At 64.0% G+C, this 24,298-nt stretch carries 22 protein-coding genes; 10 read left to right on the top strand and 12 right to left on the bottom strand.

Features of this window, described 5'->3' with window-relative positions; translation table 11 throughout:
- Positions 1–19: 19 nt before the first annotated feature.
- On the bottom strand, positions 20–1,165 hold the full coding sequence (locus ABIB95_RS06645; protein WP_354238296.1) for an ABC transporter substrate-binding protein: 1,146 nt from the start codon (positions 1,163–1,165) through the stop codon (positions 20–22).
- 305 nt (positions 1,166–1,470) lie between these two features.
- Positions 1,471–1,986 (bottom strand): homoprotocatechuate degradation operon regulator HpaR, encoded by a 516-nt coding sequence (gene hpaR, locus ABIB95_RS06640; protein ID WP_354174659.1) that lies wholly within the window; start codon positions 1,984–1,986, stop codon positions 1,471–1,473.
- A 111-nt stretch (positions 1,987–2,097) separates the two neighbouring features.
- On the opposite strand from hpaR, the gene hpaH reads away from it, so the two are divergent.
- The 6 genes from hpaH to ABIB95_RS06610 all read left to right on the top strand — a co-directional run bounded on the left by hpaH (position 2,098) and on the right by ABIB95_RS06610 (position 8,662).
- Positions 2,098–2,904: a 2-oxo-hept-4-ene-1,7-dioate hydratase gene (gene hpaH, locus ABIB95_RS06635; protein WP_354238295.1), complete on the top strand. Its 807-nt coding sequence runs from the start codon at positions 2,098–2,100 to the stop codon at positions 2,902–2,904.
- Between the two features lie 31 nt (positions 2,905–2,935).
- A complete protein-coding gene (locus ABIB95_RS06630; protein WP_354238294.1) occupies positions 2,936–3,334 on the top strand; it encodes a 5-carboxymethyl-2-hydroxymuconate Delta-isomerase in 399 nt (132 codons plus the stop codon).
- Entirely contained in the window at positions 3,327–4,865 is a 1,539-nt protein-coding gene (gene hpaE / locus ABIB95_RS06625; protein ID WP_354238293.1) for a 5-carboxymethyl-2-hydroxymuconate semialdehyde dehydrogenase, read from the top strand. Before ABIB95_RS06630 ends, hpaE begins: the two co-directional genes overlap by 8 nt.
- A gap of 119 nt (positions 4,866–4,984) precedes the next feature.
- Positions 4,985–5,968 carry a 3,4-dihydroxyphenylacetate 2,3-dioxygenase gene (gene hpaD / locus ABIB95_RS06620; RefSeq protein ID WP_014496854.1) on the top strand — a complete coding sequence of 328 codons (984 nt, stop codon included), beginning with the start codon at positions 4,985–4,987 and terminating at the stop codon, positions 5,966–5,968.
- 174 nt (positions 5,969–6,142) lie between these two features.
- Positions 6,143–7,012 carry a fumarylacetoacetate hydrolase family protein gene (locus ABIB95_RS06615; protein WP_354238292.1) on the top strand — a complete coding sequence of 290 codons (870 nt, stop codon included), beginning with the start codon at positions 6,143–6,145 and terminating at the stop codon, positions 7,010–7,012.
- Between the two features lie 24 nt (positions 7,013–7,036).
- Positions 7,037–8,662 (top strand): thiamine pyrophosphate-dependent enzyme, encoded by a 1,626-nt coding sequence (locus ABIB95_RS06610; protein WP_354238291.1) that lies wholly within the window; start codon positions 7,037–7,039, stop codon positions 8,660–8,662.
- 6 nt (positions 8,663–8,668) lie between these two features.
- Here ABIB95_RS06610 and ABIB95_RS06605 read toward each other — a convergent pair whose 3' ends face one another.
- The 5 genes from ABIB95_RS06605 to ABIB95_RS06585 form a co-directional block, all read right to left on the bottom strand.
- A complete protein-coding gene (locus ABIB95_RS06605; RefSeq protein ID WP_354238290.1) occupies positions 8,669–9,313 on the bottom strand; it encodes a hypothetical protein in 645 nt (214 codons plus the stop codon).
- A gap of 73 nt (positions 9,314–9,386) precedes the next feature.
- Positions 9,387–10,040 carry a DNA oxidative demethylase AlkB gene (gene alkB / locus ABIB95_RS06600; RefSeq protein ID WP_354238289.1) on the bottom strand — a complete coding sequence of 218 codons (654 nt, stop codon included), beginning with the start codon at positions 10,038–10,040 and terminating at the stop codon, positions 9,387–9,389.
- Between the two features lie 9 nt (positions 10,041–10,049).
- Positions 10,050–10,796 (bottom strand): 2OG-Fe(II) oxygenase, encoded by a 747-nt coding sequence (locus ABIB95_RS06595; RefSeq protein WP_354238288.1) that lies wholly within the window; start codon positions 10,794–10,796, stop codon positions 10,050–10,052.
- Between the two features lie 156 nt (positions 10,797–10,952).
- A complete protein-coding gene (locus tag ABIB95_RS06590) occupies positions 10,953–11,639 on the bottom strand; it encodes a DUF2848 domain-containing protein (RefSeq protein WP_354238287.1) in 687 nt (228 codons plus the stop codon).
- Positions 11,632–12,981, bottom strand: a complete 1,350-nt coding sequence (locus ABIB95_RS06585; protein ID WP_354238286.1) for an amidase — start codon at positions 12,979–12,981, stop codon at positions 11,632–11,634. The genes ABIB95_RS06590 and ABIB95_RS06585 overlap by 8 nt, the downstream gene beginning before the upstream one ends.
- Positions 12,982–13,174: 193 nt before the next feature.
- Here ABIB95_RS06585 and ABIB95_RS06580 point away from each other — a divergent pair, with 193 nt between their 5' ends.
- The 4 genes from ABIB95_RS06580 to ABIB95_RS06565 all read left to right on the top strand — a co-directional run bounded on the left by ABIB95_RS06580 (position 13,175) and on the right by ABIB95_RS06565 (position 17,065).
- Positions 13,175–13,588 (top strand): Zn-ribbon domain-containing OB-fold protein, encoded by a 414-nt coding sequence (locus tag ABIB95_RS06580; RefSeq protein ID WP_027568974.1) that lies wholly within the window; start codon positions 13,175–13,177, stop codon positions 13,586–13,588.
- 3 nt (positions 13,589–13,591) lie between these two features.
- Complete coding sequence (locus tag ABIB95_RS06575) at positions 13,592–14,731, top strand: thiolase C-terminal domain-containing protein (protein WP_354238285.1); 1,140 nt, start codon at positions 13,592–13,594, stop codon at positions 14,729–14,731.
- Between the two features lie 138 nt (positions 14,732–14,869).
- Positions 14,870–15,784, top strand: coding sequence for an SDR family oxidoreductase (locus tag ABIB95_RS06570; RefSeq protein ID WP_014496864.1), 915 nt, complete (start codon positions 14,870–14,872; stop codon positions 15,782–15,784).
- A gap of 114 nt (positions 15,785–15,898) precedes the next feature.
- Positions 15,899–17,065 carry an SMP-30/gluconolactonase/LRE family protein gene (locus ABIB95_RS06565; protein WP_071915734.1) on the top strand — a complete coding sequence of 389 codons (1,167 nt, stop codon included), beginning with the start codon at positions 15,899–15,901 and terminating at the stop codon, positions 17,063–17,065.
- 72 nt (positions 17,066–17,137) lie between these two features.
- On the opposite strand, the gene ppc is transcribed toward ABIB95_RS06565, so the two are convergent.
- The 5 genes from ppc to ABIB95_RS06540 all read right to left on the bottom strand — a co-directional run bounded on the left by ppc (position 17,138) and on the right by ABIB95_RS06540 (position 24,151).
- Positions 17,138–19,936 carry a phosphoenolpyruvate carboxylase gene (ppc, locus tag ABIB95_RS06560; RefSeq protein ID WP_253570178.1) on the bottom strand — a complete coding sequence of 933 codons (2,799 nt, stop codon included), beginning with the start codon at positions 19,934–19,936 and terminating at the stop codon, positions 17,138–17,140.
- Between the two features lie 119 nt (positions 19,937–20,055).
- Positions 20,056–20,460: a YccF domain-containing protein gene (locus ABIB95_RS06555; protein WP_354238283.1), complete on the bottom strand. Its 405-nt coding sequence runs from the start codon at positions 20,458–20,460 to the stop codon at positions 20,056–20,058.
- 63 nt (positions 20,461–20,523) lie between these two features.
- Positions 20,524–21,603 carry a rhomboid family intramembrane serine protease gene (locus ABIB95_RS06550; RefSeq protein WP_247308177.1) on the bottom strand — a complete coding sequence of 360 codons (1,080 nt, stop codon included), beginning with the start codon at positions 21,601–21,603 and terminating at the stop codon, positions 20,524–20,526.
- A gap of 87 nt (positions 21,604–21,690) precedes the next feature.
- The gene (locus ABIB95_RS06545; protein WP_354238282.1) at positions 21,691–22,485 is read right to left on the bottom strand and encodes an enoyl-CoA hydratase/isomerase family protein; all 795 of its coding nucleotides are present in this window, start codon (positions 22,483–22,485) and stop codon (positions 21,691–21,693) included.
- A gap of 121 nt (positions 22,486–22,606) precedes the next feature.
- On the bottom strand, positions 22,607–24,151 hold the full coding sequence (locus tag ABIB95_RS06540) for an acyl-CoA synthetase (protein ID WP_354238281.1): 1,545 nt from the start codon (positions 24,149–24,151) through the stop codon (positions 22,607–22,609).
- Positions 24,152–24,298: the final 147 nt, after the last annotated feature.

Here is a 24,298-nt window from a genome sequence, read left to right as displayed (position 1 = left end):
CGGGGAGGTCGAATGAACGTCAGTCGTTGAACTCGATGTGCTTGTCGAAGACGATGTTGCCCTTCTCGTTCTTCACGATGTTGTAGCCGTGGAGACCATCGCCGTTCTGGTCGAAATTGTATTCGCCCTCGGCACCCGGGAACTTCTTGATCGCGAGGATGGCTTCGCGGACCTTGGCCGGATCGGTCGTGCCGGCCTTGTTGATGGCCGCCGACAAGACGCTGATGGCGTCGAAGGTCCAGGAGCTCTGGTTGTCGGGCGCGACCTTGACCGCATCGCGGTAGATCTTGCCGAATGCCTTCGAACCTTCACTGGAATCCTCGGCATAGTCCGCCACGCCATACGTGTTGTAGAGCGCGGGACCTGCGAGCTTCAGCGCGGTGATGTTGACGATCGAAGGCGAGCCGACCCACGGGATGTTGACGCCGAGCTGACGGAGCTGGCGGGCGAAGATGCCGAGATCGTTCTCGAACGTGAAGTAGGAACCGAGGATGTCGGCGCCGGACTGCTTGATCGCGAGCACGACCGGGGTGAAGTCCTGGCTCTGGTTGGCATAGCCTTGATCGAGCACCGGCGGCGCGCCGAGCTTTTCGAGCGCGGCGGTCAGCGCCTTGCCGCCTGCGGTGCCGAACGCATCGGTCGAGTGCAGCACGGCCCATTTCTTCTTGGCCAGCGTGGTGACGCCGTATTCGGCGATCACGCGGCCGGAATAGCTGTCGTTCGGACGGCAGCGGAACAGCCACTGATTGCCCATATGGGTGAGGTTCGGATCGGTACCGCCGATCATCACGGGCTTGCCAAGCTTGGTGACGTCAGGCGCCATCGCATGCACCTGGGTCGAACGAATCGAGCCAAGGAACCCGACGATGTCGGACTGCGCGGCGAGTTTCGAGAAGGCGAGCACGATGCCGGGATTGGTGGTCTGGTCGTCCTCGACGATCAACTCGCCCTGTTTGCCCAGGATACCACCGGCCTTGTTGACGGCTTCGAGCGCGAGCCTGGCGCCCTTGACGGCGTAGCCGCCGGACTCAGCGGCGGGACCGGTGACGGGCGCGCACATGCCGATCTTGATGGTGGCGCCTTGCGCATGCGCGCTCTTGATGAGGTATGGCGCGGCAATGCCGGCAGCAATTCCGGCCGCGAAGTCGCGTCTCGTCAGTCTCATTCATTCCTCCCTGGGGCCGGGCATCCTTGTCGGCCCTTCTTGGTCTTGGTTCTGTTTTGGCTCTATCGCTGAATACAGGACCGGATGCTACTTACGAATTCTGCCGATACGAGTAAATTGATATTGCGCCAACATCGACTAACTGCGCAGAGCGCGCACCCAATAGTGATCAACACCCGCGACGGCTGTCTATTCTCAGCGATTTCTCACGGCATTTTCACGCATTTCGCGGCGACCGCGCTGCCCACGCATTATGCAATGATGACAGTCATGCGTAGTTGGAAAGTGATCATGCAAATTTGCCGTTACGTTTCATCCGTGACGTCACTCGCGTCCGTCGAAGCGAGACACGATTCCAACTGACCGAGCATCTCCTGCAACTCGGCGAGCTTGCGCGCGCCGAAGCGTTGCGTGATCTCGGCGTAGATCGCCTCCGAGGATGGGGCGACCGCGGCCATCAGCTTCACGCCCTCCTTCGAGATCGAGACCATGCTGCGGCGCTGGTCCGCCTTGGCGGTCTTGCGCTCGATCAGATTGCGCGCCTCGAGATCGCGCAGGATGCGCGACAGGCTCGGGCCGAGGAGAAAGGCCGTGCGCGCAAGCTCGGTCACCTCCGCGGCCTCGATGGCTGCCAATGCGCGGAGGATGCGCCATTGCTGCTCGGTCAGGCCGTGCTCGCGCAGCTTGGGACGAAATTGCCGCATCACCGCTTCACGTGCCCTGAGCAGCGACATCGGCAGCGAGCGCGAGAAGTCGCGCATCGGCACCTGCCGTGCGGCGGGCTCACTTCCGTTCGCGGGATCAGCCGGTCTCTTCGTCATGACGCCCTTTCAAGCCGCAAAATGTTTGCAGTGCAGCAAACCCAAATTGTGTTTGACGCATTCACTTAACATGTTAAGTATCTCCGGGCACCACGATTTGTAAGATCACAGATGGCGCTTTCCAACGACGATATCCAAGCTTGCGCGAACCGTCTGCACCAGGCGGAGAAGACCCGCACCCAGATCCGGCAGCTCTCGCAGGATTTTCCGGGCATCACCATCGCTGACGCCTACGCGATTCAGAAGGCCTGGGTCGACCTCAAGCTCGCGGAAGGCCGCACCGTCAAAGGCCACAAGATCGGCTTGACCTCGAAGGCGATGCAGAGCGCGCTCAATATCGACGAGCCGGATTCCGGCGTGCTGCTCGACGACATGTTCTTTTTCGATGGCGGCCTTGTCCCGACCGAGCGCTTCATCGCCACGCGCGTCGAGGCCGAGCTTGCCTTCGTCATGAGCAAGCGGCTCGCGGGGCCGGACTGCACGATGTTCGACGTGCTCAACGCCACCGATTTTGTCGTGCCGGCGCTGGAAATCCTGGACACGCGCATTGAGCGCGTCGATCCCAAGACCAAGGCGACGCGAAAGATTTTTGACACCATCGCCGACAACGCGGCGAATGCCGGCATCGTGCTCGGCGGACGGCCGATCCGCCCGCTGGACGCCGACCTGCGCTGGATCGGCGCGCTCTGCTTCAGGAACGGCCAGCTCGAAGAGACGGGCCTTGCTGCCGGCGTGCTCAATCATCCCGCGACTGCCGTGGCCTGGCTTGCCAACAAGATCGCGCCGCTCGGCCATGCGCTGGAGCCCGGCCAGATCGTGCTTGCCGGCTCCTTCATCCGTCCGATCGAGACCCGCAAGGGCGACACAATTCAGGCCGATTATGGCGCCTACGGCTCGGTGAGCTGCTACTTCGCTTAGGCAAACAAAAAAGACAGGGAGTGAAACCGCGATGCCGCATTTCACCATCGAATATTCGGCCAATCTCGACGGCCGCCTCGACATCGGCGCGGTCTGCGAGGTGGTGCGGAAGGCGGCGGTCGAGACCGGCATCTTCCCGCTCGGCGGCATTCGCGTCCGCGCCATTAGATGCGAGCACTATGCGATCGCGGACGCGCGACAGGACTACGGCTTTCTCGACATGGTGCTGCGCGTCGGCGAGGGCCGCGACCTTCCCACGCGCCAGAAAGCCGGCGAGCACGTCTTCCAGGCGCTTTCAAAACATCTCGATCCCGTCTTCGCCGCCAGCAAGTTCGCCCTGTCGTTCGACATGCAGATCAACGACAAGGACACCAGCTGGAAGCGCAACAACATCCACGACGCCCTGAAAGTGGAGGCTGCCCATGGATAAGCCCACGCCGAAAGCCGATGTGTTCCAGGCCAATCGCGACCGTGCAGCACCACTGCTGAAGAAGCTGCGGGCCGACGGCATCGGCCACATGATCGACGGCAAGATCGTCCCCTCGATCTCCGGTGAGACATTCGAGACGAAGTCGCCGGTAGATGGCGCCACGCTTGCGAGCGTCGCGCGCGGCACCGCCGAGGACATCGACGCCGCAGCCACAGCCGCTGCGCTGGCCTTCAAGTCCTGGCGCGACATGGGGCCGGCGATGCGGAAGAAGCTGCTGCACCGGGTCGCCGATGCGATCGAGGACAATGCCGACGACATCGCCGTGCTTGAATGCATCGACACCGGCCAAGCCTATCGCTTCATGGCCAAGGCCGCGATCCGCGCCGCCGAGAATTTTCGCTTCTTCGCCGACAAATGCGCCGAGGCGCGCGATGGCCAGAACACGCCGAGCGACGAGCACTGGAACGTCTCGACCCGCGTGCCGATCGGCCCGGTCGGCGTGATCACGCCGTGGAACACGCCGTTCATGCTCTCGACCTGGAAGATCGCGCCGGCGCTGGCCGCGGGCTGCACCGTCGTGCACAAGCCGGCCGAATGGTCGCCGGTGACGGCCGCCATTCTCGCAAGGCTCGTCAAGGAAGCCGGCGTGCCCGACGGCGTGCTCAACACCGTCCATGGGTTTGGCGAGGAGGCCGGCAAGGCCCTGACCGAGCATCCCGCGATCAAGGCGATCGGCTTCGTCGGCGAGAGCGCGACGGGGTCGGCGATTATGGTTCAGGGCGCGCCGACCTTGAAGCGCGTGCATTTCGAGCTCGGCGGCAAGAACCCGGTGATCGTGTTCGACGACGCCGATCTCGACCGCGCGCTCGATGCCGTCGTGTTCATGATCTACTCGCTCAACGGCGAGCGCTGCACGTCGTCGAGCCGTCTGCTGATCCAGCAAGACATTGCCGAGACATTCATCGAGAAACTGACCGCGCGCGTGAAGGCACTCAAGGTCGGCCATCCCCTCGATCCCGCCACCGAGATCGGGCCGCTGATCCACGAGCGGCACCTGGCCAAAGTCTGCTCCTATTTCGACGTCGCGCGGCAGGACGGCGCGACCATCGCGGTCGGCGGCAAGGCCTATGACGGCCCGGGCGGCGGACACTATGTCGAGCCGACCTTGGTGACCGGCGCAACCGGCAGGATGCGCGTGGCGCAGGAGGAAGTGTTCGGCCCCTTCCTCACCGTGCTGCCCTTCAAGGACGAGGCCGACGCCATCGAGATCGCCAACGACATCCGCTACGGCCTGACCGGTTACGTCTGGACCAACGATGTCGGCCGCGCACTGCGCGTTGCCGATGCGCTGGAGGCCGGCATGATCTGGCTGAACTCGGAGAACGTCCGCCATCTGCCGACGCCGTTCGGCGGCATGAAGGCCTCAGGCATCGGCCGCGACGGCGGCGACTACTCGTTCGACTTCTACATGGAAACCAAGCACGTCTCGCTGGCGCGGGGCACGCACAAGATTCAGAAATTGGGAATGTAATTGTCATTCCGGGGCGCGCATAGCGCGAGCCCGGAATCCATAACCACCAGTCGGGAGTATGGATCCCGGGCCTGTCCCTTCGGGACATCCCGGGATGACGAGCCAGAGGGGAAACGCCGATGCCCGTACCGCAACACATCTTCGAACCGCCGTTCAACATCATCCGCTCCAGCCACGTCGTGCTCGACGTGACCGACCTGAAGCTCAGCCGCGAATTCTACGAGACCACCGTCGGCCTGCATGTCGAGGATGCCGACGACAAGGTCGTCTATCTGCGCGCAGCCGAGGAGCACCAGCATCACTCGCTGGTGCTGCGCAAGGCGGCGGTGCCCGCCTGCGCCCGGCTCGGCTTCAAAGTCGGCAACGACAAAGACCTCGACAAGGCCGCCTCCTTCCTTTCGGAGAACGGTCTCTCTTACGCCTTCGTCGACCAGCCCTTCCAGGGCCGCACGCTGCAATTCACCGACCCCTTCGGCTTCCAGATCGAGCTGTACGCGTCGATGGACCGCCGCCCGCATCTGCTACGCCGCTACGATCTCTACAGGGGATGCCATCCGCAGCGGCTCGATCATTTCAACGTCTTCGCCGCCGAGGTGCAGGACACCGTCGAGTTCTATGCCCGGCTCGGCTTCCGTCTCACCGAATACGCCGAGGAGGACGGACCGAACGGGCGCATCGCCGCGGCCTGGATGCATCGCAAGGGCAATGTCCACGACTTCGCGATCACCAACGGCAAGGGCCCGCGCCTGCACCACTTCGCCTACTGGACGCCGACGGCGATGAACATCATCCATCTCTGCGACGTGATGGCCTCGCAAGGCTTCGTCAAGAACATCGAGCGCGGCCCGGGACGCCACGGCATCTCGAATGCGTTCTTCCTCTACGTGCGCGACCCCGACGGGCACCGTCTCGAACTATACACCAGCGACTACTTCACCGGCGATCACGACCACGAGCCGCTGCGCTGGTCGCTGCGCGATCCACGCCGCCAGACGCTATGGGGCGCGCCGGCGCCGCGGTCCTGGTTCGAGCAGGGCTCGCCGTTCAGCGGGCAAGCCGTGCGCGAGCCGAAGTTCGTGGCCGATGTACTGGTGGCGGATTAATGCCGATGACAGGCAAAATAACTCTCCCCGTCGTCCCTGCGAAAGCAGGGACCCATAACCACAGGGAGGAGTTTGGCGAAGGTTGGTCGTTCGGGATTGTCATCGCACGCTATCGATAGATCACGCGGTATGGGTCCCTGCTTTCACAGGGACGACAAGAGAGATAGATTGCCTATGAAGCTCCCTCGCCTCGCCACCTATTCCGTGAAGGGTGAAACCAAGTACGGCGCCGTCCTTGAGGGCGGCATCGTCGATCTCTCCGCACGCCACGCAAAAGACTATCCGACGCTGCGCGAGGTGATCGCGGCCGGAAAGCTCGTGAGCCTTGCCGAAGAGGCCGCCAGCCGCGCGCCGGATCACGCGCTCGGCGATATCACATGGTTGCCGCCGGTGCCCGCGCCGGAAAAGATCATCTGCATCGGCGTCAACTATCCCGACCGCAATGCCGAGTACAAGGACGGCCAGGACGCACCGAAATATCCGAGCATGTTCATGCGCTCGCCCCGCTCCTTCGTCGGCCACGACACGCCTTTGGTGCGCCCGCGCGCGTCAGCGCAGCTCGACTACGAAGGCGAGATCGTGCTTGTCATCGGCAAGGCGGGCCGACACATCGCGGAAAGTGCCGCGCTCGATCACATCGCGGCGCTCACGCTCTGCAACGAAGGCTCGGTGCGCGACTGGCTGCGCCACGCCAAGTTCAACGTCACGCAGGGCAAGAACTTTGATTCCAGCGGCAGCCTCGGCCCGTGGCTGGTGCCCTACACCCGGGAAGCGCAGATCGCCGACATTCGTCTGACCACGCATGTCAACGGCGAGCTCAGGCAGGAGGACCGGACCAGCCGGCTGATGTTCCCGTTCCGCTATCTCATCAGCTATATCTCGACCTTCGCGACGCTGGTCCCCGGTGACATCGTTGTGACGGGCACGCCGACCGGTGCCGGTGCGCGGTTCGATCCGCCGCGCTATCTGACGCCCGGCGATGTCATCGAGGTCCAAGCCGAAGGCATCGGCATGCTACGGAATGGCGTCGTCGACGAAGCCTGACAACAATCGAAATGGAATAGTGCAATGACCACCCTCACCGGCGGCGAAGCGATCGTAAGCGGCCTTGTCGCCCACGGCGTCGACACCGTGTTCGGCCTGCCCGGCGCGCAGGTCTACGGCCTGTTCGACGCCTTCCACCAGGCCCAGCTCAAGGTGATCGGCGCGCGGCACGAGCAGGCCTGCGGCTACATGGCGTTCGGCTATGCGCGCTCCAGCGGCAAACCCGGCGTGTTCAGCGTGGTGCCCGGCCCCGGTGTGCTCAACGCCAGCGCGGCGCTGCTGACCGCCTACGGCTGCAACGAGCCGGTGCTGTGCGTGACCGGCCAGGTGCCGACGCAGTTTCTTGGCAAGGGCCGCGGCCATCTGCACGAAATGCCGGACCAGCTCGCCACCTTGCGCACCTATGTCAAATGGGCCGACCGCATCGAAACGCCCGGCAACGCGCCGACGACCGTATCGCGCGCCTTCCAGGAAATGACGTCCGGCCGTCGCGGCCCCGCCTCGGTCGAGATGCCCTGGGACGTCTTCACCCAGCGCGCGGACACCTGTGCCGCAAAGGTGCTGGAGCCGCTGCCCGCGCCATTGCCCGATCCTGATCTGATCACGCAGGCGGCCGCGGTGATCAGGAGCAGCAAGGCGCCGATGATCTTTGTCGGCAGCGGCGCGATCGAGGCGCGCGACGAAATCCTCGAGCTCGCCGAGATGATCGATGCACCCGTTGTCGCCTTCCGCAGCGGGCGCGGCATCGTCTCCAACGCGCATGAGCTGGGGCTCACGATGGCTGCCGCCTACAAGCTATGGCCGAAGACCGATCTCATGATCGGCATCGGCTCGCGGCTGGAGCTGCCGACCATGTCGCGCTGGCCGTATCGGCCCGACGGCTTGAAGAGCATCCGCATCGACATCGATCCCGTCGAGATGCGGCGCTTCATCTCCGACACCGCCATCGTCGCCGATGCCAAGACTGCGACCGCCGATCTGATCGAAGCGGTCAGCAAGGCCGGCTACAGCAAGTCCGCCGGCCGCCGCGCCGCGATCCGGGAGGCCACTGCGGCCGCGCTGGCAGAGATCCAGAGCATCCAGCCGCAGATGGCGTATCTCAACATCCTGCGCGAGGTGTTGCCGACCAACGCCATCGTCACCGATGAATTGTCGCAGTTCGGCTTCGCCTCCTGGTACGGCTTTCCGATCTACGAGCCGCGCACCTTCATCACGTCAGGCTATCAGGGCACGCTCGGCTCGGGCTTCCCGACCGCGCTCGGCGCCAAGGTCGCCAATCCCGACAAGCCGGTGGTGGCGATCACCGGCGACGGCGGCTTCATGTTCGGCGTGCAGGAGCTTGCCACCGCCGTGCAGTTCAACATCGGCGTGGTGACGCTGGTGTTCAACAACAACGCCTATGGCAATGTCCGCCGCGACCAGCGCGAGCGCTTTAATGGCCGCGTGGTGGCGTCCGATCTGGTCAATCCGGATTTCGTCAAGCTCGCGGAGTCCTTTGGTGTGGCTGCTGCGCGCGTCACCGCGCCGGACCAGTTCAAGGCGGCGATGGAAAAGGCGCTGGCCCATGGCGGGCCATATCTGATTTCCGTGGAGGTGACGCGGGATTCGGAAGTCAGCCCCTGGGCGTTCATTCACCCACCGAAGCCGTAGAGCTTCTCACGGGCTCTTCCCGGTCGCCGCCTCGCCCGGCGAGCCGATCATGTCATCGGCCACGCGAGCAATCAGGTCCTCGATACCGGTGGGAAAACTTATGCCGTGAGCATCCTCGTCAGCCATGTATACGATGGCGCGCTCCGGCCTGGAAGGTATCCAAAATTCGTACTTGGCGCGCCACAATACCAAATGAGCAAAAAGGGTCTGCAATCTTACTGAGAGCTCTTTGGCCTGTTGTTGTCTGCCTCCGCCTTTGAAATAATCGTCCTTCGAAAGCCAATCGATGATTTGCAAGTTCAGTGGGTACAAACAGTTGCTCGTATAATTGCGGATGACGCCATGCTCTAACTTCTGTCGGTCGTCCAAAGAGAGATATCCCTGGGCAAGAACGTTGTCATACGACCCATCTAGCTCCGGATGAGCACGGGTGATTTCGTCGCAGAGCCGCCGTGCCAGCGCGTTCTGTATAATGAAGGCCTTCCTCGTCGCCAGCAGCAGGGATAGCAGGTGAACAAGCTGAGCGCGCCGCGCAGTACGGGCCGCCCTCCATTGAAGAGCACTTTCGATCGCAAGCTTCGAGACATACCCCAAGGCTGCAATCACAGCACCGATCAGCGCGGTGCTCAGCCATCCCGGTATTTGCTGCATGGGCCCCTCGACTTTCGTACTCGGGTAGCCCCCAAGTCTAGGCGATTTCCTGCGAGCAAGCACTCTGCTTGATTCACCGCGTCCGGCGAAACGTCAAATTGATCCGCTTCCTTCCCAGCAGCGCGTGCTCGCCATCGGCGAGCGGCGCGACGCCGTGATAGGCGAGCCTGCTGGGCCCGCCCCAGACGACGACGTCGCCATGGACGAGCCGGAAGCGGCGCGGCTTGTCGCTGCGCGCCAGGCCGCCGAACAGGAAGGTCGCGGGCAGCCCAAGCGAGACCGAGACGATCGGCGCCGAATAGTCCAGCTCGTCCTTGTCCTGATGCAGCGACAGCCGCGTGCCGGACTCGTAGCGATTGACGAGGCAGGCATCGGGCGCAAAGCCGGCAAAGCCGCCCTGCTCCGCGGCGCGCCGGGCTAGGTCGCGCAACACCGCCGGCATCGCGGGCCATGGCGCGCCGGTTCGCGGATCGATGGGATCATAGCGATAGCCGGTGTGATCGGTGATCCAGCCGCGCTCGCCGCAATTGGTCATCGCCACCGACATCAGGTGGCCGCCGGGCGTGGTCATGCGGCGGAACGGCGACTGCGTCACGATCGCGCGCACGGCGGCGATCAGCTCGCTCTCGATCGGCCTGACGAATCCGCGCAGCAACACGGCGCCGTCGCCAATCTCCTCGCGCGACGGCTGTGCCTCGGCGGCCGTGTCGAACAGATCACCCGTCAATCGCAGCGCTCACTTGGCATCATGGAAGATCACACCCAGCGTGTGGCGCTGGCCGGACCTGATCCGGCTGACGCCGTGGCGGAGATTAACGCGGTAGGTGCCGCGTGTCCCCTGCACTGGGCGGTGATGCACGGCGAAAGCGACCGCATCGCCCTGCATCAGCGGCACGACCTCGGCGCGCGACTGCATGCGCGGGCGCTGCTCGGTCAGCACGAACTCACCGCCGGTAAAATCGCGTCCCGGCTCGGACAAGAGGATAGCGACCTGGAGCGGAAACACGTGCTCGCCATAGAGATCCTGGTGCAGGCAATTGAAGTCGCCCGCCTCATATTGCAGCAGCAGCGGCGTCGGTCGCGCCTGGCCTGCCTCGTGGCAGCGCTCGAGGAACGCCGCGTGCGCGGCGGGATAACGGATATCGATCCCCATCGCCTCGTTCCAACGATTGGCAACGCCCTGAAGGTGGGCATAGAGCGCCGGGCGGAGCTCCGCGATCAGATCGGGCAGCGGGTAGGAGAAATATTTGTACTCGCCACGGCCAAACCCGTGGCGACCCATGACGATGCGGCTGCGGAAGCCCGCATCATCAGGATAGAGCGCGGCGATGGCGCGGCATTGGTCCGGCGTCAGCAGATCCTTCAGGACGGCGCTGCCCTGGGCGTCGAGCTCGGCAGTGATTTGCGGCCAGTCGAGGGCGTCGACGTGGGCGGCGAGGTCGACTGAGGGCTTAGGGGGTGATTTGCGTGCCGTTGCTGTCATGACTGCCACCTTCGCAAGACCGGCCCGCCCTTTGCCACCCGATTCCCGACTATCTCCTCGTCATTGCGAGCGCAGCGAAGCAATGCAGAGTCTTTCCGCAGAGGGATCCTGGATTGCTTCGTCGCAAGGGCTCCTCGCAATGACGGCGGAGAGGTATCAGCCCCTCACCGGCAGCGTCGCCACGTCATACCCGTGCTTGATCGTCCGTTTCAGCACGGGGTCCTCGAGCTCGAACTCGAAGCGATCGGCGGGGCGGATGCCGCCCTTGGCCGCAAAGGTGCCGCCGAACATGGCGCAGCCGTCGGGGAACTTGCTACCCTCAAAGCCGCGCGCGATGAGGTCGGCGACCGGCAGCATCGCGTCGAGCGTGCCCTCCTGGTAGAGCACGCGCTCGCCCTTGATGGTGGCATAGGAGCGCAGGATCATCCTGTCCCAATGGCCGATGACGTCCTCGAGCTCCCAGAGCGTGGATGCGACCGGCTTGTCGCACATCTGCTTGGAGACCGTGACGTTGTAGGCCTCGACCTTGCGGTCGGTATGGTCGGAGCCGCAGCCGACGAAGATGCGACCCTGCCAGCCGATCAGCACGAATTCGACCTCGCCGGAGGAATCGCCGCCGCAGCATTCGATGCGGTCTTCTTGGGTCAGCCGCCGCGCCGAGGCGCGGTAGTAGATCGGCGTCGAGGCCGGCGGGGCGATGCCCATCTCTTGCAGCTCGGCGATGTGCTTGTCGCGCGCGACGGGATCGCGCCCGGTCCAGCCGGCAATGACCATCTGGTCGATCGCCAATGTCAGCGGCGTGGTGGTGTCCTGGGCGTCAACGGTGAAAGTCAGGTCAAACACGAATTACGGCCTCCATGCCGGCAGCAAGCTCGAAAATACGACGGTCCGATCCGCCCGCGCCCGCCAGCATCAGGCCGACGGGAATTTCGCCCTCGCGATGCGCGGGCAGCGAGATGGCGCAACCGTCGATCATGTTGATGAGGGTGCAATTGCGCAGCGCCCGCAGGTTTTCCCTGGTGAACGCCTTGTCATCGGCGAGATCGGAAATCTTCGGCGGGGTGTTGGCGGTGGTGGGCAGCACCAGCGCGTCATAGGGCGCGATGCGCGCATTGACGCGGGCGATCAGCGAGCGGCGTTCGTTGAGGAGATCGATGTAATCGGCCGCGCTCTGCGCCTCGCCGCGCATGATGCGCACGGAGACCCGGGGGTCGTAGACGTCGCCCTTGGCCGTGATGAGGTAGCGATGCCAGGCATAGCTTTCGGACGCCGCAAAGCCGCCCTTGGCGTTCATCGGGCCGATGTCGTGAAATTCGGCCATCTCGATGCGCTCGATGATCGCACCGTGATCGGCGAGGCTCTTGAGCGCGCGCTCGAACGTCGAGGCCACGTCCGCGTCGAGATCATCGAGCGCAATCGTGGTCGGCACTGCGAGCCGCATGCCCTTTACCGGCCGCGGCTTCAGCGGGACGATCGGCTCGTTCGCGAGCACGGCATCGAGAATGGCACAGCAGCTGACCGACCGCGCCAGCGGCCCGATGCTGTCGAGCGAGAAGGACAGCGGCACGGAGCCGTCCAGCGGCACGCGGCGCTGCGTCGGCTTGTAGCCGACGATGCCGTTGAAGGCGGCCGGAATCCGGCAGGAGCCGCCGGTGTCGGTGCCGAGCGCGCCATGCGCCATGCCGTCAAGCACGGACACCGCGGCGCCCGAGGACGAGCCGCCGGGCACGTGTCCCTCGGCCCGGTTCCAGGCGCCCTTCGGCGTGCCGTAGTGCGGATTGATGCCGATGCCGGAATAGGCGAACTCGGTCATGTTGGTCCGCCCGATCACGACGAAGCCGGCCTTGCGCAGCCGCGCCACCGTCGCGGCGTCCTGATCGGCCGGCGCAGAATCGTCGAGCGCGCGGGAGCCGGCGCGCGTGACCTGGCCCTTGATGTCGAAGAGATCCTTGATCGAGACCGGGATACCGGCATAGCGCGACGGCGCCGCCTTGACCTTGCGCAAGCCGTCCATCGCATCCGCGGCTGCGAGCGCGGCATCCTTGTCGACGTGGATGAAAGTGCGCTGGCCCTCGCCAGTCGGGTCGGCGATCCTGGCGAGGCATGCCTCGACCAGCTTGCGGGAGGTCGTGCGGCTGCTTTCGAGGTCGTCGGCGAGTTTCGCCAGTGTCGGAAAATCGGGCATGTCTGTCTCACGGAATATTGCGCGCGCAATCTATAGCGCCGCCTCGGTTCGACACAAGCATTGTGCGCATGATGGCATGCATGCGCATTGCTGGACCGTTGACGCGCGATGGTCGATTGTCGCATCAAGATCGAAACAGCCAGGCGTGAAGCCCAGGCCTTAGCAAGAATTGCCTTTGGGAGGGTTTTCCGACATGGCCGAACCGCAGCGCGCGCGCCCGAAACCGACGCCGGAGACCCAGCATTTCTGGGACGGCACGAAAGCGGGCGAATTGCGTTTGCAGCGCTGCGACGCCTGCGCGCATGTCTATTTCCCGCCGCGCCCGTTCTGCCCGTCCTGCGCCTCGCGCAAGGTCAGCATCTTCAAGGCGAGTGGCAAGGGTTTCCTCTACAGCTACGTGATCAATCATCGTCCCGCCGCGCCCGGCTTCACGCCGCCTTATGCGATCGCGGTGGTCGAGCTTGCCGAAGGACCGCGGATGATGAGCAACATCATCGATTGTCCGCAGACGCCGGAGGCGCTCGAGCTCGACATGAAGCTCGAAGTTGCCTTCGAGGCGCTCGACGACAAGATCACCCTCCCCGTGTTCCGTCCGGCGAAGGGATAGGCCATGCGCAGCAACCAGGTTGCCGTCGTCGGCGCGGCCGAGACCACCGAACTCGGTGTCATCCCCAATATGTCGCAGCTCCAGCTCCACGCGGATGCGGCGCTCAACGCCATCGCGGATGCCGGGCTGAAACTCTCCGACATCGACGGCTTTGCCACCGCGGTCGAAACGCCGCAGCAGGTCTGCCATTATCTCGGCATTAAGCCTACCTGGGTGGACGGCACCTCGGTCGGCGGCTGCTCGTTCATGCTGCACGTTCGCCATGCCGCCGCGGCGATCGAGGCCGGTCTCTGCAAGACCGTGCTGATCACCCATGCCGAGAGCGGCAAGTCGATGATCGGCAAGGCGCCGCGCTCGGTCCCCGCCGACAGCCTGCAAGGACAGTTCGAGGCGCCCTACGGCATCTACGGGCCACCCAGCATGTTCCCGATCCCCGTGCTGCGCTTCATGAAGACCTACGGCATCACGCATGAGCAGCTCGCCTCGGTGGCGGTGGTGCAGCGGGAATGGGCGGCCAAAAATCCCCGCGCGATGATGAAGGACCCGATCACGGTCGCTGATGTCCTCAACTCGCGCATGATCGCCTATCCGTTCCGGCTGCTGCAGTGCTGCCTCGTCACCGACGGCGGCGGCGCGCTGATCCTGACCTCGGCCGACCGCGCCAAGGATTTTCCGAGGAAGCCCGTCTACATCATGGGCACTGGCGAGAGCGTGGAGACGCCGATGGTCAGCCAGATGGAGACTTTCAACTCCTCGCGCGCATTCAAGACCGCCGGCCCCCTCGCCTTCAAGGAAGCCGGCATCGCGCACCGGGATGTCGACCATCTCATGATCTACGATGCATTTGCGCATCTGCCGCTGTTCGGCCTTGGCGACCTCGGCTTCATGCCGCACGAGGAAACCGGCCAATTCATCGCGGATGGCAACACGCGGCCCGGCGGCAAGCTGCCGCTCAACACCAATGGCGGCGGCCTGTCCTACATGCATTCGGGCATGTACGGCATGTACGCACTCCAGGAGAGCGTGCGCCAGATGCGCGGCATCGCGCCGGCGCAGGTGCCGAACGCGAAGATTTCGGTGTGTCACGGCGTCGGCGGCATGTTCGCGGCATCAGGCACGATCGTGTTTACGAACGAGAGGTAACGACTGTCATTCCGGGGCGTCGCGTCAGCGACGAGCCCGGAATCCATAACCACGATCGGGAGTATGGATTCCGGGCCTGCGCCTTGCGGCGCATCCCGGAATGACGGCGGAAATTGGAACGGCTAGCGGAGAACTCACATGACAAAATCACTGCAAGACAAGGTCATCATCGTCACCGGTGCAGGCCGCGGCATCGGGCGCGAGATCGCGCTGCTCTGCGCGGCGGAGGGCGCCAAGGTCGTCGTCAACGACCCCGGTGTTGCCGCTGACGGCGCCGGTTCCAGCGCTTCGCCCGCCGAGGAGGTGGTCGACGAGATCAAGAAGCGCGGCGGCATCGCGGTGCCCAATTTCGAGTCGGTGGCGGAAGCTGTCCCCGCCAGCAAGATCGTGAAGACCGCGACCGATCATTTCGGCAAGCTCGACGGCGTCGTCAACAATGCCGGCATTTTGCGCGACATGATCTTCCACAAGATGAGCGTGGAAGCGTTCGAGGCCGTCATCAAGGTTCACCTGATGGGCTCGTTCTACGTTAGCCACGCCGCGGCGCGGATCTTTCGCGAGCAGGAGAGCGGCTCCTTCGTGCACTTCACCTCGACCTCCGGCCTGATCGGCAACTTTGGCCAGGCCAACTACGCCGCGGCCAAGCTCGGCATCATCGGGCTGTCGAAGTCGATCGCGCTCGACATGGGCCGCTTCAACGTCCGCTCCAACTGCGTCTCGCCGTTTGCCTGGACCCGCATGATCGGCACCATCCCGACCGAGACCGAAGCCGAGAAGGCGCGCGTCGAGAAGATCAAGCAGATGGGACCGGAGAAGATCGCACCGATCTGCGCCTATCTGCTCTCCGATGCCGCCAAGGACGTCTCCGGGCAGATCTTCGGCGCACGCATGAATGAGCTGTTCCTGTTCAGCCAGAATCGCCCGCTGCGCTCGGTTCATCGCAGCGAAGGCTGGACGCCGCAAACGATCGCGGAACACGGCATGCCGGCACTGAAGGGCTCGTTCTACAAGCTCGACCGTTCCGCCGACATCTTCCCCTGGGATCCCGTCTAGCCGTTTTCCCAGCAATTGTTGCATTGCGATCTCCGGTTGTCCGACCGGAGATCGCCCGCATTACGCCCGATTGCGGGCGAATGGCTTCCTTCCAACAAAAAACGGGAGGCGACTATGACAAAATCACTGACCAATTCTACTGGTACTGATGAGCCGTGCCTTGGACGCCGCACCCTCTTGAAGGGCGCGGCAGCGGCGGTAGCCGCGACGGGCGTCACCATGAACGCAGCCCTGGCCGCCTCCGTTACGCCGTTCGGCCAGACCGGCACTCCGACGATATCGACGGCCCCGTTGCCCTTGGGACCGCTTCCCGGCAGCCGCTACCCGGACTCCCGTCTGGAATCCGCGAAGAAGGGGCCGCCAACGTTCGGGCCTGCCGACTTCCCGGCCTTCGCCGGCACCATGGCGGTCGAGCGTGTTGCAACCGGCTTCCGATGGGCCGAAGGTCCCGTGTATTTTGCAGCCGGACGATATCTGCTGTTCAGCGACATCCCCAACAATTGCATCATGCGCTTCTCGGAGGATGACGGTCATACCAGCGTCTACCGTCAACCCTCGATGAACTCGAACGGCAACACGATCGATCGCGAAGGACGCCTGATCACGTGCGAGCATAGCGGGCGGCGTGTGACGCGCACCGAACTCGACGGCTCGATCACCATCATTGCCGACAAATTCAATGGCAAACGACTGAACTCGCCGAACGATGCGGTCGTTACCGCCGATGGCGCGATCTGGTTCACCGATCCGGCCTACGGCATCGGTGGCTTCTATGAGGGCATCAAGGCCGACCCCGAGCAGGAGAAGAAGAACGTCTACCGCGTCGACCCGAAAACCGGCGACGTCAAGGTCGTCATCGACGATTTTGTGGAGCCCAACGGGATCACCATCTCGCCCGACGAGAAGAAGCTCTACATCTGCGAGACCGGATTCACGGACGGACCGGACAACCCATCGCATATCCGCGTGTTCGACCTCGACGTGGCGGCGGGGAAGGTGTCGAACAGCAAGGTCTTCGCCGAGATGCCAAAGCCGAGCATCACCGACGGCGTCCGCTGTGACACCGAAGGACGGGTCTGGTGTTCGGTGGGCTGGGGCGATCCGAACGAAGACGGCGTGCGCTGCTATACGGCCAACGGCCAACTGCTTGGCAAAATTCACATCCCGGAAACCGTCGCCAACCTGAGCTTCGGCGGGCAGCAGCGAAACAGACTCTATATCTGTGGCTCGACATCGCTCTATGCTGTGTACACCGGTGTGCAGGGCGCACTAAAGCCGTGAACATCAACGAATAGCGAATGGTGAGTAGCGAATAGTCGACAGCGGCACGCCTTCTGTTCGCTACTCGCCCTACTACCCCGTATTCCGCAATCCGGCCGAAATGCCGTTGATCGTCAGCTGAATCCCGCGCAGCACCTGCTCGTCCGGGTTCTGCGCGCGATGCTCTTTCAGCAATTCGACCTGCACGTGGTTGAGCGGATCCAGATAGGGGAAGCGGTGGCGCACCGAGCGCTCCAGCAGCGGGTTGCCCTGGAGCAGCCGGTCCTGGCCCATGATGTCGAGCAGCGTCTCGATGCAGGAATGCCATTCGCGACGGATGCGGCCGAAGATTTTTTCGCGGAGCGCTTCGTCCGGCACCAGTTCGGCATAGCGCGAGGCGATCGCGATCGAGCTTTTGGCGAGCACCATGTCCATGTTCGACAGCAGCATGCGGAAGAACGGCCATTCCCTGTAGAGCTCTTTCAGGAACGGCATGCCCTTGTCGGGATGCTCCGCGATCCACTGCTCGACCGCGCTACCAAAGCCATACCAGCCCGGCAGCATCAGGCGGCACTGCGCCCAGGAGAACACCCAGGGAATGGCGCGCAGATCTTCGATCGCGCGGGTCTTCTTGCGCGAGGCCGGACGGCTGCCGATATTCAGCGTCGCGATCTCGTTGATGACGGTGGAGGCCCAGAAATAATCGACGAAACCGTCGGTCTCGTAGACGAGGCCGCGATAGGCCTTGAAAGCCAAATTTGAAAGCTCGTCCATCGCGGTGAGATATTCGCGGCGCGGCGCGCTCTGGCGCGGATGCAGCAGGCTCGCCTCCAGCGTTGCGGCGGCGAGTATCTCCAGATTGTTGCGGCCGACTTCGGCGTTGGAATATTTCGACGAGATGATCTCGCCCTGCTCGGTGATGCGGATCTGCCCGTTCACCGCGCCGCCGGGCTGCGCGATGATGGCGTCATAGCTCGGACCGCCGCCGCGGCCGACCGAGCCGCCGCGGCCGTGGAACAGGCGCAGCCGCACGCCGTGGCGCTCGAACACGTCGACGAGGCCGATCTCGGCCTTGTAGAGTTCCCAGCCCGAGGTGACGAAGCCGCCATCCTTGTTCGAGTCGGAATAGCCGAGCATGACCTCCTGCACGCTGCCGCGGCTGTCGACGAGGCGGCGGTAATCGTGCAGCGACAGCATGCGATCCATGATGGCGCTGGAGGCCTGCAAATCCTCGATGGTCTCGAACAGCGGCACGATGTTGATGGCGCTGCGCCCGGAAGGATGAACGAGGCCGACCTCCTTGAGCAGCACGGCCACTTCGAGCATGTCGGACATGCCCTTGCACATCGAGATAATGCATTGGGGAATGGCGTCCGAGCCGAACTTCGCATGCGCCTCCGCGGCGGAATGGAAGACGTTGAGCTCGCCCATGGTCTCGTCGCTGTATTTGACGAATGGCGAGACCAGCGAGCGCGTGCTGCGCAGCTCGTTGGTGAGCAGCGAGATGCGCGCGTCCTCGCCCAGCGCGAGGTAGGACATGCCGGGGTTCGCGGCGTCCATCAGCTCGGCGATGGTACGTTCGTGCACGGCAGAATTCTGGCGGATGTCGAGCCGCGCCAGGTGGAAGCCGAAGCAATCCACCGCACGCCGCAAGAGCCGCAGCCGGCCGCGAGCGATGACGCGGGCATTGTTGGAGATCAGCGAGCGGTGCAGCACGTCGAGATCGGCCTGCAGCTCCCTAACGGTCTCGTAAGGCCTGCCCTTGCCGACCGGCCGACGCGTGATCTCGACCTCGAGCTTTTCGGCCGTCGCCGTCAGGCGCGCATAGATGCCGGAGACCGCGAGACGATAAGGCTCGCCGCTCCGGTGCGGCGAGGTGTCGGGCGAGCGTTCCGCCAGCGTCCGCAGCTCCTCGGAGACGTCGGCGAGGTGCGCCGCGATCGACAGCTCCGAGCCGAGCACATGCAGCTCGTTGAGATAGAATTGCATCACCCGGCTCGACTGCAGCCGCAGCGTCCCGCGCATCACGTCGGCGGTGACGAAGGGATTGCCGTCGCGGTCGCCGCCGATCCAGCTGCCCATGCGCAGGAACGAGGCGAGCTCGCTTGCAGCCGCCTCGCCAGCCTCCTCCAGCCGGTCTTCGAGCACGTTGACCAGCCGCGGCACCTCGCGCAGGAAGGTGTAATCGTAGAACGACAGGCCATTGGCGACCTCGTCGAGCACGGTGAGCTTGGTCCGGCGCAAGAGATTGGTCTGCCACAGCGTCAGCACCTCGCGGCGAAGCTGCTCGTCGCTGGCGGCGGCCTCGTCTTCAGTCAGCGCCACACGCTCGCGGCGGTCGAGCAGGCTAGCGACCTCCATCTCGCGGTCCATGGTGCTCTTGCGGCGGACCTCGGTCGGGTGCGCCGTCAGCACCGGGCTGACCAGCGCGGTCTTGAAGAAATTGCGCAGCACATCGGAGCTGATCCCGGCGTCCCTGGCGTGGGCCAGCGTCTCTGCCAGCACGCCGGAACCGGTGCTCTGGGCGGCACTGCGGGCGCGCATCTGGCGAATGTTGTTTTGGTCCTCGGCGATGTTGGCGAGGTGGGAGAAATAACTGAAGGCGCGGACGATCCGCACCGTCTCCGAGGTCGACATGCTGTCGAGGATCTGCTCGAGCTCGCGGCGGGCGAGCCGGTCCTCGTCGCGGTGGAACCGGATCGAGGTCTGGCGGATGCGCTCGACCAGGTCGAACAACTCAGCACCTTCCTGGTCGCGCACGGTGTCGCCCAGGATGCGTCCGAGCAGGCGGATGTCGTCACGCAGCCGCGCATCTGCCTCCAGCGCCTGGGCGTCCTCAGCGCGGTTAGGCCGGTTGTCAATGGCGTCGGGTGGCACGGTCTGGAGGGACATGGCTCGCTTCCTTGTTCGAGCTCGCTTCGCTGCCCGGCTCAGCCGAGTGTGCAAGTTTTTTGCCGCAGCGCAAGATGAAGTTGGGGGCGGCGCACACTGAAAGGGACGATCGCTTGAGGCTAGGCCGGCACGATCACCTTGCCGATCGGCCAGAGCGCGATGCCGGCGAGCTTCAGATGGGCCCAGGCGAAGGGGATGCCGATGATGGTGATGGCGAAGATCACGGCTGTCAGCACGTGGCCGAGTGCCAGCCACCAGCCGGCCAGCACGAACCAGATAATGTTCCCGATCACCCCGAGCGGGCCGGTGCCGATATCGCCCATACCGGTGACCTCGTCGCGGTTGACCGCGCGCGAGCCGAACGGCAGCAGGGCGTAGACCGCGATGTTGAACGCCGCCCGCGCCCAGGGAAGGCCGATGATGGTAATGGCCATGATGACGGAAGCCACCAGCCAGCCGAATGCCATCCAGGCACCGCCGATGAGAATCCAGATCACGTTGAGCAGAATGGAAACGGGGGCCATTAGATTTAGGAACCTTGGGATGATCCGGGGTCAATGAGCCCTCTTATAGCACGACCTCCGCGGTCATAGTCCATGACGCCGGCTGCGTTCGGCACGCAGCGATGTGCCGACAAATCCGACATCCTCGATCCCGCGCGAAATTTCCCTTGCGCAGAGCCACAGCGTCACCGCGGCGGCACCGATCGCGGCCAGCCCCGAGATCAGAACAGGATTGGGACAGAATATGACGAGAAGATTATCGAGTGGAACGGACCCGGTTGGCCAGCGCGGACTGCAAGAAGATGCCAGAGCCAAACCGCACAGCAGGATGGTGACAGCATTCGCTCCAGCCAGGGCGACCACGACGATCGCAAGACCCTTCTTCATGGAGAGGACGAGATCAACCACCTTCACGACCGCACAGCATGCGACCACGACAACGATGGCCAGGCCCCATCCGGAAATCCCGGCGGCGATGGCCTGACCGCTCCAAGCCCACGCAGCAGCAACACAGGCCAACAGAGTGAGATTGACCTTCACGGCTTCGGGAAATTTGCAACGAAGCGCGTAAGGATTCGCCTTCTCGATGAGGTCCAGCAATGCGCAGGCGATCAATCCGGCCGCAAAGCCGCCGAGATGGACGCCCCAGTCGATCCGCGAATTGCCGAGCGCAAACGCGATGTTCAATCCGATGTTGATGGCGAAGAAGTCGAACCTGACGTCGAGCTTGCCGAGGATCCACAGGCAGAGCAGCGCACCCAAAATGCCCGACGTGGCGCCGGACGCGCCGACGGTCAAATAGGGCGTGGAATGAATGCCATTGCCGATGACGGCGCCGAACACCATCGCGCAGAGATAGATGATGAGGAAATAGGCCGGTCCCACTCGCCGCTCGAGATGTCCGCCCCACAGCACGAGGCACAACATGTTCATGGTGAGGTGGACGAAGTTGACATGCAGGAAGCCATAGGCGAGCAGGCGCCAGTACTCATGCCGCGCGATTGCGCCCGAATACATGCCGCCATAGCGATACAGCAACTCTGCCGGCGCCGCCGGACTGCCTGCCTGGATGAAGCAGAATCCCGACGCCAGGACGGTCACCGTCATCAGCGCGTAAAGGGCCGCATGAGGAACTTCGAAGAAGCTGGCGCGGTATGAGGGCATCGGCGATCGCAAGCGGTTGGCGTGGGAACGTCAACCTAGCCGAGCCGATTACTGATTGCTACTCCAGCGTGCGCGATCAGGCGGCGCCTACCGCCCCTCGAACTTCGGCTCACGCTTCTCCATGAACGCCTTCATGCCCTCGGCCATGTCCTGTGTCTTGAACAGCGGCAGAAGCTGGAGGTAGACGCGGTGAACGTGATCGGAGAAGTTCTCGTTGAGGCCCATCCGCATCATGCGCTTGGAGGCCTGCACCGCGAGCGGCGCGTTGGCTGCGATTTCGCGGGCGATGGCGCGGGCGCGGCCCATCAAGTCGGCATCCGGCACGACCTCGTTGGCGAGGCCCCATTCCAGACACTCGCGGGCGCTGAGCGTCCGGCCGGTGAAGATCAGCTCGGAAGCCTTGGCCCAGCCGAGCATCCGAGGCAGCAGCCAGGTGCCGCCGGATTCCGGCACGACGCCGCGCTTGACGAAGGCCGCCGCAAGCTTCGAGGACTCCGCCATGATGCGGATATCGCAGCCGAGCGCGGTGTCCATGCCGTAACCGGCGGCGCCGCCGTTGACGGCGCAGATGGTCGGCTTGTCCATCGCCTGAAGCACGGTCGGCGGCGTGTTGCGCAGATTGATCGTGGTCGGCGAAGACGCGGCACTGAGGCCATTGCCGTCGCGCTCCCGACGCAAATCGAGGCCGGCGCAGAATGCCCGCCCCTTGCCGGTGAGGATCACGACCCGGACGTTGCGGTCCTCATTGGCCTCGGTCAGCAGCCGCGCCAGATCGTTCAGCATCGGGCCGGAGATCGTGTTCATGCGCTCCGGCGCATTCAGCGTGATCACCGCGATGTGGTCGGCGACTTCGTAGAGGACTTCGTTTGCGGCGTCGGTCATGACAAATGTTTCCCCGTCCCGTATCTCGTAGGGTGGGCAAAGGCGCGAAGCGCCGCGCCCACCATCGATGCCTTGCGACCGTAATGGTGGGCACGCTTCGCTTTGCCCACCCTACGCAGTGTCAGATCTTCCGCCCCGCCTGCTCCCAATAGGGATCACGCAGGCGGCGCTTGAAGATCTTTCCTGAGTCTTCGCGCGGCAGGCTCGTGCGGATCTCGATATGCTTGGGCACCTTGTAGTCGGCGAGCGACGTCTTCAGCCTTGCACGGACATCGGACGCATCAAGCGTGACACCCGGTTGCGGCTCGACCACCGCCATCAGCGCCTCGCCGAACTCGGCATCCGGGATGCCGAACACGGCGCAATCATGCACGCCGGGCACGGCATGCAGCACGGACTCGATCTCGGCCGGATAGATGTTGACGCCGCCTGAGATCACCATGTCGCGCTTGCGGTCGCAGATGAAGACGTAGCCGTCCTTGTCGATATAACCAACGTCGCCCGAGGTGATGAAACCGCCGCGGTCGATCTCGGCACGTTTCTCCGGCTTGTTGTGGTAGGTGAAGTCGGCCATCCCGGCCATGCGGGAATAGATCTCGCCGATCTCGCCCACGCCCAGCACGCGGCCGTCGTCGCCGATGAAGCGCAGTTCGGCGCCCGGCGAAATCCTGCCGACCGTGCCGGGCTTGTTCAGTGCGTCCTCTGATGTCGCGAAGGTGACGGCGCTGGATTCGGTCGAGCCGTAAAATTCGTAGATCACCGGCCCCCACCATTCGATCATCGCGCGCTTGACGTCCGCCGGACAGGGCGCCGCGGCGTGGATGATGTGACGGAGCGAGGAGACGTCGTATTTCTTGCGAATCGCCTCCGGCAGCTTCATCAGGCGGATGAACATGGTCGGCACCATGAAGATGGTGTCGATCGTATACCGTTCGATCAGCTCCAGGAACTCCTCGGCGTCGAACCGCGGCATCAGCACCAGCGCGCCACCGAGCTTGCCGGCGCGGATGCCGAACGAGTTCGGCGCGGAATGATAGAGCGGGCCCGGCAGGATCGCGCGGGCGCCGGGCTTGAGCCCATAGATCATCGCACGCATGCGCTCGCCGGCCGCCTGCTGGTCCGGCGTCGGTGCGTTGCGCCGCACGCCCTTGGGATGGCCCGTCGTCCCTGACGTGTAGATCATGTTCATGGGCTGCGGCACGATTGGGCCGTCATAGGGCTGGTGTTGCGCAAGCCAGGATTCGAAATCGATCGCGAAGTCCGGCGTCTTCAGGTGATCGGGGTCGATCTTGTAGTTGGACAGGATCTCCAGCGGGGTCGGCACGCTGAGCACGGTGACGCCTTTCGGGATGGCATCGCGCAGGGCGTGCAGCATGTCTGCATGCCCGATCAGCACGGACGTGCCGGTATCGCCAAGGATGTAGTTGATCTCCTCCGGCTTGAAGTGCCAGTTGATCGGCACGCCATAGGCCCCGAGCCGCATCGCGGCGTAGGCGGCTTCGAGGAAGGCGATGTCGTTGCGCATCAGCATGCAGGCGCAATCGCCCTGCTCGACGCCGATTTCGGCGAGGCCGCTCGCGATGCGACCCGCGCGGTTGGCGACTTCGGCGTGGGTACGGCGGTGCTCGCCGGAGACGATGCCGAGGAATTGGGACGTTTCGCTCATTTGTTGCTTTTTCCGATCTTTCGTCGGGTTTGAGATCTTAGTCACAACCGCGGTCGTCATTCCGGGATGCGCCGAAGGCGCAGGCTACGATGCGCAATTGCGCATCTGAGAATCCATACTCCCGATCGTGGTTATGGATTCCGGGCT

Origin of the sequence: Bradyrhizobium sp. LA2.1 (genome assembly GCF_040547725.1) — a bacterium.
Classification (GTDB): Bacteria; Pseudomonadota; Alphaproteobacteria; order Rhizobiales; family Xanthobacteraceae; genus Bradyrhizobium; species Bradyrhizobium barranii.
Note: the sequence above shows the minus strand (reverse complement) of the source record. Positions and strands in the feature narration are given on the sequence as shown.

What these genes read in the sequence shown, in the direction of transcription:
- ABIB95_RS06645 (WP_354238296.1), bottom strand. Translation starts at nt 1,165, where the DNA reads ATGAGACTGACGAGACGCGACTTCGCGGCCGGAATTGCTGCCGGCATT.
- hpaR (WP_354174659.1), bottom strand. Translation starts at nt 1,986, where the DNA reads ATGACGAAGAGACCGGCTGATCCCGCGAACGGAAGTGAGCCCGCCGCA.
- hpaH (WP_354238295.1), top strand. Translation starts at nt 2,098, where the DNA reads ATGGCGCTTTCCAACGACGATATCCAAGCTTGCGCGAACCGTCTGCAC.
- ABIB95_RS06630 (WP_354238294.1), top strand. Translation starts at nt 2,936, where the DNA reads ATGCCGCATTTCACCATCGAATATTCGGCCAATCTCGACGGCCGCCTC.
- hpaE (WP_354238293.1), top strand. Translation starts at nt 3,327, where the DNA reads ATGGATAAGCCCACGCCGAAAGCCGATGTGTTCCAGGCCAATCGCGAC.
- hpaD (WP_014496854.1), top strand. Translation starts at nt 4,985, where the DNA reads ATGCCCGTACCGCAACACATCTTCGAACCGCCGTTCAACATCATCCGC.
- ABIB95_RS06615 (WP_354238292.1), top strand. Translation starts at nt 6,143, where the DNA reads ATGAAGCTCCCTCGCCTCGCCACCTATTCCGTGAAGGGTGAAACCAAG.
- ABIB95_RS06610 (WP_354238291.1), top strand. Translation starts at nt 7,037, where the DNA reads ATGACCACCCTCACCGGCGGCGAAGCGATCGTAAGCGGCCTTGTCGCC.
- ABIB95_RS06605 (WP_354238290.1), bottom strand. Translation starts at nt 9,313, where the DNA reads ATGCAGCAAATACCGGGATGGCTGAGCACCGCGCTGATCGGTGCTGTG.
- ABIB95_RS06595 (WP_354238288.1), bottom strand. Translation starts at nt 10,796, where the DNA reads ATGACAGCAACGGCACGCAAATCACCCCCTAAGCCCTCAGTCGACCTC.
- ABIB95_RS06585 (WP_354238286.1), bottom strand. Translation starts at nt 12,981, where the DNA reads ATGCCCGATTTTCCGACACTGGCGAAACTCGCCGACGACCTCGAAAGC.
- ABIB95_RS06580 (WP_027568974.1), top strand. Translation starts at nt 13,175, where the DNA reads ATGGCCGAACCGCAGCGCGCGCGCCCGAAACCGACGCCGGAGACCCAG.
- ABIB95_RS06575 (WP_354238285.1), top strand. Translation starts at nt 13,592, where the DNA reads ATGCGCAGCAACCAGGTTGCCGTCGTCGGCGCGGCCGAGACCACCGAA.
- ABIB95_RS06570 (WP_014496864.1), top strand. Translation starts at nt 14,870, where the DNA reads ATGACAAAATCACTGCAAGACAAGGTCATCATCGTCACCGGTGCAGGC.
- ABIB95_RS06565 (WP_071915734.1), top strand. Translation starts at nt 15,899, where the DNA reads ATGACAAAATCACTGACCAATTCTACTGGTACTGATGAGCCGTGCCTT.
- ppc (WP_253570178.1), bottom strand. Translation starts at nt 19,936, where the DNA reads ATGTCCCTCCAGACCGTGCCACCCGACGCCATTGACAACCGGCCTAAC.
- ABIB95_RS06555 (WP_354238283.1), bottom strand. Translation starts at nt 20,460, where the DNA reads ATGGCCCCCGTTTCCATTCTGCTCAACGTGATCTGGATTCTCATCGGC.
- ABIB95_RS06550 (WP_247308177.1), bottom strand. Translation starts at nt 21,603, where the DNA reads ATGCCCTCATACCGCGCCAGCTTCTTCGAAGTTCCTCATGCGGCCCTT.
- ABIB95_RS06545 (WP_354238282.1), bottom strand. Translation starts at nt 22,485, where the DNA reads ATGACCGACGCCGCAAACGAAGTCCTCTACGAAGTCGCCGACCACATC.
- ABIB95_RS06540 (WP_354238281.1), bottom strand. Translation starts at nt 24,151, where the DNA reads ATGAGCGAAACGTCCCAATTCCTCGGCATCGTCTCCGGCGAGCACCGC.